Genomic DNA, 4,987 nt, shown 5'->3' with positions numbered 1-4,987 from the left:
CGACTGCGAGAGCACGATGAAGATCCCGGAACCGACGGTTTCGCCGACACCGAACATCGTCAGCAGGAAAACGCCAAGGCTGCGTTGCAACTGGTCTGAGGCGCCGTCGGCGACCGGGGCCCCGCTCACCGGGCGGCGCCGCAGCATCTGCCGTTGCAGGCTTAGCGCCGGCGTTGGCATGGTGCCTCCTCAGGAGCTCTGTGGTCGCCACGCCGGGACGGTGGACTGCTTTTGAGTTAGCCAGGTTGGATCAAGATATACCAGCGCAGGGCCCCGATACGGCTTCAAACGCAGACCTACGGGGTCACCAGTATCTTGCAGTGCCGTTCTGGGTCGGCGAGGTCATCGAACGCCGCGCCGACGTCCTCGAGGCCGACGTCGCCGGTGATCATCGGAGTGACATCGATGTCGCCTTCGGCGATCGTCCGCAACGACTCGCCAAACTCGTTCGGGTCGTAGGTGAGAACGAACTGAACGTTGATCTCCTTGGCGATCCCGAAGAACGGGTGCACGGTGTCGGCTTGCATGCAGACGCCGACGACGACCAGCCGCGTGCCGCGCCGGGCACGGCGCATCACGTCGTCGATGATGCCGGGCACGCCGACGGCGTCGAAGACCACCACCGGGCGGACGCTGTCGAACGGCGAATTCTGCGCGGGATCGATGGTCTGGTGCGCGCCCATTGTGATAGCGAGTTCGCGACGCTTCGGTGAAAAGTCGGCTGCCGCAATCGACTCGACTCCCCGGGCCCGCAGCGCAGCGATGACGGCGATGCCGATAGGTCCGCAGCCCAGCACCAGCGCGGCCTCGCCGGGCTGGACGGCGGATTTGTTGACGGCATGTAGCCCGACCGCCATCGGCTCGGTGAGCGCGGCGTGCTGGGGGCTGAGCCCGTTGGGAATAGGCAGCAGCAGCGGCGCCGAAAGCAGCATCCGCTCCGCGTAGCCGCCCAGCGTTTTGTTGCTGTAGACGATCGGTTCGACGCTCTTGCCCGACAGCAGCACCGGGATCGACGTGACAAGGGTTCCGGCCGAATGGGTTTCGGTGTCGGGTCCTGCCTCGAGTACCTCCGCGCTGAACTCGTGGCCCATGAAGACGTCGTGGTCCAGGTCGACGTCCATATCGCCGCCGGCTGCACTTGACATCTGACCGCTCAACGACAGCATCTCGGCGCCGTGGGCGGCGAAATGCAGGTCCGAACCGCAGATTCCACACGACCGCACCGCCACCAGAACCTGACCGGGACCGGGCACGGGATCGGGCACGTCGTCGCGGTACACCATGCGGCCCTCCCGCAGTACCGACGCGCGCATCAGCCGCTCCTGTTCTCCGTCGCGCGTTCGCCGACGTGCTCGGTGATCGCCTTCACGACAGCTTGTCCCGCACGGCCGATCAACTCCTCGCGTTTGTCCTTGGCCCACTCATGAGATGACCGCGCCGCTTGGAGTTGCCCCTTGAAGTGCGGAATGACCTTGCGGGCCATCAGTTCATAGCAGTGGTAGGTCGCTGCAGGCGAGGCCCAGTCGTGACCGAGCATCAGCAATGTCCCGAATCCACCGGACTGCTCCAGCAGGTCTTCGATGTGTTCGATCGCGTCGTCGGGACTGCCGATGCAGCAATTACCCTTGGCCGCATAGTCTTCGACGAACTCATAGGGCGTCTGCGATCCTTCGACCTCGTTGGCCAGCGGGACGAACCCGGCCGCGCCGAAGTAGTTGGCGAATTCCTGCAGTCCGTAGGTGCAGTCCTCGATCGCCTTTTCGCGGGTGTCGGCGAGGTGCATGATCGACAGCACGCGCCAGTCGGAGCGGCTGGGCTCGTCGCGGCCGACCTTGGCGGCCTGCTCCTGCACTACCTCCCAGGTGTTGTCCAGCGCCGCGTAGCCGCCGGGAACGGACATCGACAGCGAAAGCAGCGACGTGCCCATAGCTCCGGCCAGTCGCGGTCCAGACGGTGAAATCATTGCTGCCGTTGATATTTCGGGATATGGCCAGGTGTAGGGCCGGATATGCAACTGCGCGTCACGCAAAGTGAACCAGTCCGAGTGACGACTGATCCGCTCGCTCGGTCCGGCGCGAAACAGCGCCAGTATTGCCTCCAGCGACTCCTGCATCATCCGGCGCTGCTCGATCGGGTCGATACCCATCATGTAGGCGTCCGATGGCAGGGCGCCCGGTCCGGCGCCGAACATCACCCGTCCGCGGGTCAGGTGATCCAGCAGCACCCAACGGTCGGCCACCATCAGCGGATGGTGATAGGGCAACGACACCACACCGGTGCCCAACCGGATATGCCTGGTCCGTTCGGCCGCCGCGGCGATGAACACCTCGGGGCAAGCGATCAGCTCGTAGCCACCGGAGTGGTGTTCGCCGAACCACGCCTCGTCGAAGCCGAGGCGGTCCAGCGCGACAACGCGCTCCATGTCGTATTCCAGTGCCACCGTGGGCGATTGGCCGGTCGGGTGGAACGGTGTGATGAAGACGCCAAAGTTCAGCGGACGATTCATGACGACTCCACGCCGGCCTTCAGGCTGGACAGGAATTCGAGCAGCAATTCGTTGACCCGGTCCGGTCGTTCCTGCTGCAGCCAGTGTCCGGCGCCGTCGATCAGCACCTCGCGGTAGCGGCCCGTCACCACCTCGGTTGCGCGGTCGGAGCGCATGAAACTCAGCACCGGGTCGGCGGTACCGCCGATGAACATGGCGGGCACGTCGATGGTGGCGACCGGCGGGTCGGCCATGATCTCCCAGTTGCGGTCCAGATTCCGATACCAGTTCAGCCCGCCGGTGAACCCGGTGCGGGTGAACTCGGCGACGTAGTGGTCGACCTCGTGCGCGCTGATCCAGGCGGGCAGGCCGTCCTGCTCGGGTAGCCGCTCGATGAAGCCGGCCGGCCCCGGCCGGATCATGCGCAGCCCGGCCTCCGGGTCATCGGACCGCGTCAGGCCGCCCAGCATCCGGGTGATGGTCCTGGCCGGGTCGGCGGCCAGCTCGGCGTCGGCCACCCCGGGCTCCTGGAAATACAGCATGTAGAAGAAGTTGTCGCCGAAGATCGCCCGGAACGCCTGAGTCGGCGGAATCTGCGCGCGCGGTACCGGCGGAACGCTCAAGCCGACGACCGCCGCCACCCGGTCGGGGTGCAGCTGCGCAGAACCCCACACCACCGGGGCACCCCAGTCGTGACCGATGAACACCGCCTTGTCGGCGCCGACGTCATCGAGCAGACCGATCAGGTCGGCGGACAGGTCGGCGACGCTGTAAGCGGCGATCTCCGCCGGGCGGGTGGTGCGGCCGTAGCCGCGCTGATCAGGTGCCAGGACGTGGTAACCGGCGGCGGCCAGCACCGGGATCTGGTGGCGCCAGGAGTAGGCCAGCTCGGGAAAGCCGTGCGCCAGCACCACGACCGGTGCGCCGGGCTCACCCGCTTCGACGGTGTGCAACTGCACGCCGTTGGTCTCGATTACACGTTCGGTGATGGGGAGGCTGTCCGACACAAGTTCACCAAAGCACACGCCCGCCTCCGCCCGATAGGTGTTAGGCGGGTGGGTGTGTTGCCGACGATGCGGGGAACCACTGTTCGTTGTTCGGTTGGTGACGATCCAAGGCGTGACCCGCTGTGCCCGGCTGCGCCCGAGCTGGCGATCAGCACTGGCGGTAGCCTGGACTATTCCAGCTGCGTGTATCGGGAAGGACCTGGCCGACGACGGCCGATGATTGATGAACCGAAAAAACGTACTCCGCACGCTCACGGCCATCGCGGTCGTGCTGCTGCTTGGCTGGTCTTTCTTCTACTTCAGCGACGACACCCGCGGCTTCAAGCCGGTCGACACGTCGGTGGCGATGGCCCAGATCAAGGGCGGCAACGTCAAGAGCGCCCAGATCGACGATCGAGAGCAACAGGTCCGGATGACGCTAAAAAGCGCCGCCACCGGCACCGAGGGCTCCGACAAGATCATCACCCACTTCCCGTCCGGCTATGCCGTCCCGCTGTTCGACCAACTGAACGGTAAGGACACCCAGGTCAGCACCGTCGTCAACCAGGGCAGCATCATCGGTTCGCTGGTGATCTACGTGCTGCCGCTGTTGCTGCTGGTCGGCTTGTTCATGATGTTCTCCCGCATGCAGGGCGGCGCCCGGATGGGCTTCGGCTTCGGCAAATCACGGGCCAAGATGCTGAACAAGGACATGCCCAAGACCACCTTCGCCGACGTCGCCGGCGCCGACGAAGCGGTCGAGGAACTCTATGAGATCAAGGACTTCCTGCAGAACCCGTCGCGGTATCAAGCGCTGGGCGCCAAGATCCCCAAGGGTGTTCTGCTCTACGGCCCGCCCGGAACGGGTAAGACCCTGCTGGCGCGGGCCGTCGCCGGTGAAGCCGGCGTTCCCTTTTTCACCATCTCGGGCTCCGACTTCGTCGAGATGTTCGTCGGCGTCGGCGCATCCCGGGTGCGCGATCTGTTCGAGCAGGCCAAACAGAACAGCCCATGCATCATCTTCGTCGACGAGATCGACGCGGTCGGCCGCCAGCGCGGCGCCGGTCTGGGTGGCGGTCACGACGAACGCGAGCAGACGCTGAACCAGTTGCTGGTCGAGATGGACGGCTTCGGCGAGCGCCAGGGTGTGATCTTGATCGCAGCCACCAACCGTCCCGACATCCTTGACCCGGCGCTGCTTAGGCCCGGACGCTTCGATCGCCAGATTCCGGTGTCCAGCCCCGACCTGGCCGGCCGGCGTGCCGTACTGAGGGTGCACTCGAAGGGCAAGCCGTTCGGTCCCGACGTCGAATTCGACGGGCTGGCCAAGCGGACCGTCGGCATGACCGGCGCCGACCTGGAGAACGTCATCAACGAGGCGGCGCTGCTGACCGCCCGCGAGAACGGCACGGTGATCACCGGCGCTGCTCTGGAAGAGGCAGTGGACCGGGTGGTCGGCGGGCCGCGGCGCAAGAGCCGGATCATCAGCGAGCAAGAGAAGAAGATCACCGCCTAC

At 65.6% G+C, this 4,987-nt stretch carries 4 protein-coding genes and 1 pseudogene; 1 reads left to right on the top strand and 4 read right to left on the bottom strand.

Features of this window, described 5'->3' with window-relative positions:
* The 4 genes and pseudogenes from VGH54_RS07240 to VGH54_RS07225 all read right to left on the bottom strand — a co-directional run.
* Nucleotides 1–180 (bottom strand): annotated as a pseudogene (locus tag VGH54_RS07240) (amino acid permease); the annotation flags it as partial.
* 116 nt (nucleotides 181–296) lie between these two features.
* On the bottom strand, nucleotides 297–1,313 hold the full coding sequence (locus VGH54_RS07235) for a zinc-binding dehydrogenase (protein ID WP_331511255.1): 1,017 nt from the start codon (nucleotides 1,311–1,313) through the stop codon (nucleotides 297–299).
* On the bottom strand, nucleotides 1,313–2,506 hold the full coding sequence (locus VGH54_RS07230; RefSeq protein WP_331511254.1) for an LLM class flavin-dependent oxidoreductase: 1,194 nt from the start codon (nucleotides 2,504–2,506) through the stop codon (nucleotides 1,313–1,315). The genes VGH54_RS07235 and VGH54_RS07230 overlap by 1 nt, the downstream gene beginning before the upstream one ends.
* Nucleotides 2,503–3,492, bottom strand: coding sequence for an alpha/beta hydrolase (locus tag VGH54_RS07225; RefSeq protein WP_331511253.1), 990 nt, complete (start codon nucleotides 3,490–3,492; stop codon nucleotides 2,503–2,505). Before VGH54_RS07225 ends, VGH54_RS07230 begins: the two co-directional genes overlap by 4 nt.
* A 223-nt stretch (nucleotides 3,493–3,715) precedes the next feature.
* Between VGH54_RS07225 and VGH54_RS07220 the strand changes: the two genes are divergently transcribed.
* Nucleotides 3,716–4,987: ATP-dependent metallopeptidase FtsH/Yme1/Tma family protein (locus VGH54_RS07220; RefSeq protein ID WP_331511252.1), on the top strand; the 1,272-nt coding region annotated here is incomplete at its 3' end.

It is taken from the genome of Mycobacterium sp., assembly GCF_036488105.1.
Classification (GTDB): domain Bacteria; phylum Actinomycetota; class Actinomycetes; order Mycobacteriales; family Mycobacteriaceae; genus Mycobacterium.
Note: the sequence above shows the minus strand (reverse complement) of the source record. Positions and strands in the feature narration are given on the sequence as shown.

Bases quoted from the DNA above. Each gene is read 5' to 3' on its own strand.
- VGH54_RS07235 (WP_331511255.1), bottom strand. From the start codon at position 1,313: ATGCGCGCGTCGGTACTGCGGGAGGGCCGCATGGTGTACCGCGACGAC.
- VGH54_RS07230 (WP_331511254.1), bottom strand. From the start codon at position 2,506: ATGAATCGTCCGCTGAACTTTGGCGTCTTCATCACACCGTTCCACCCG.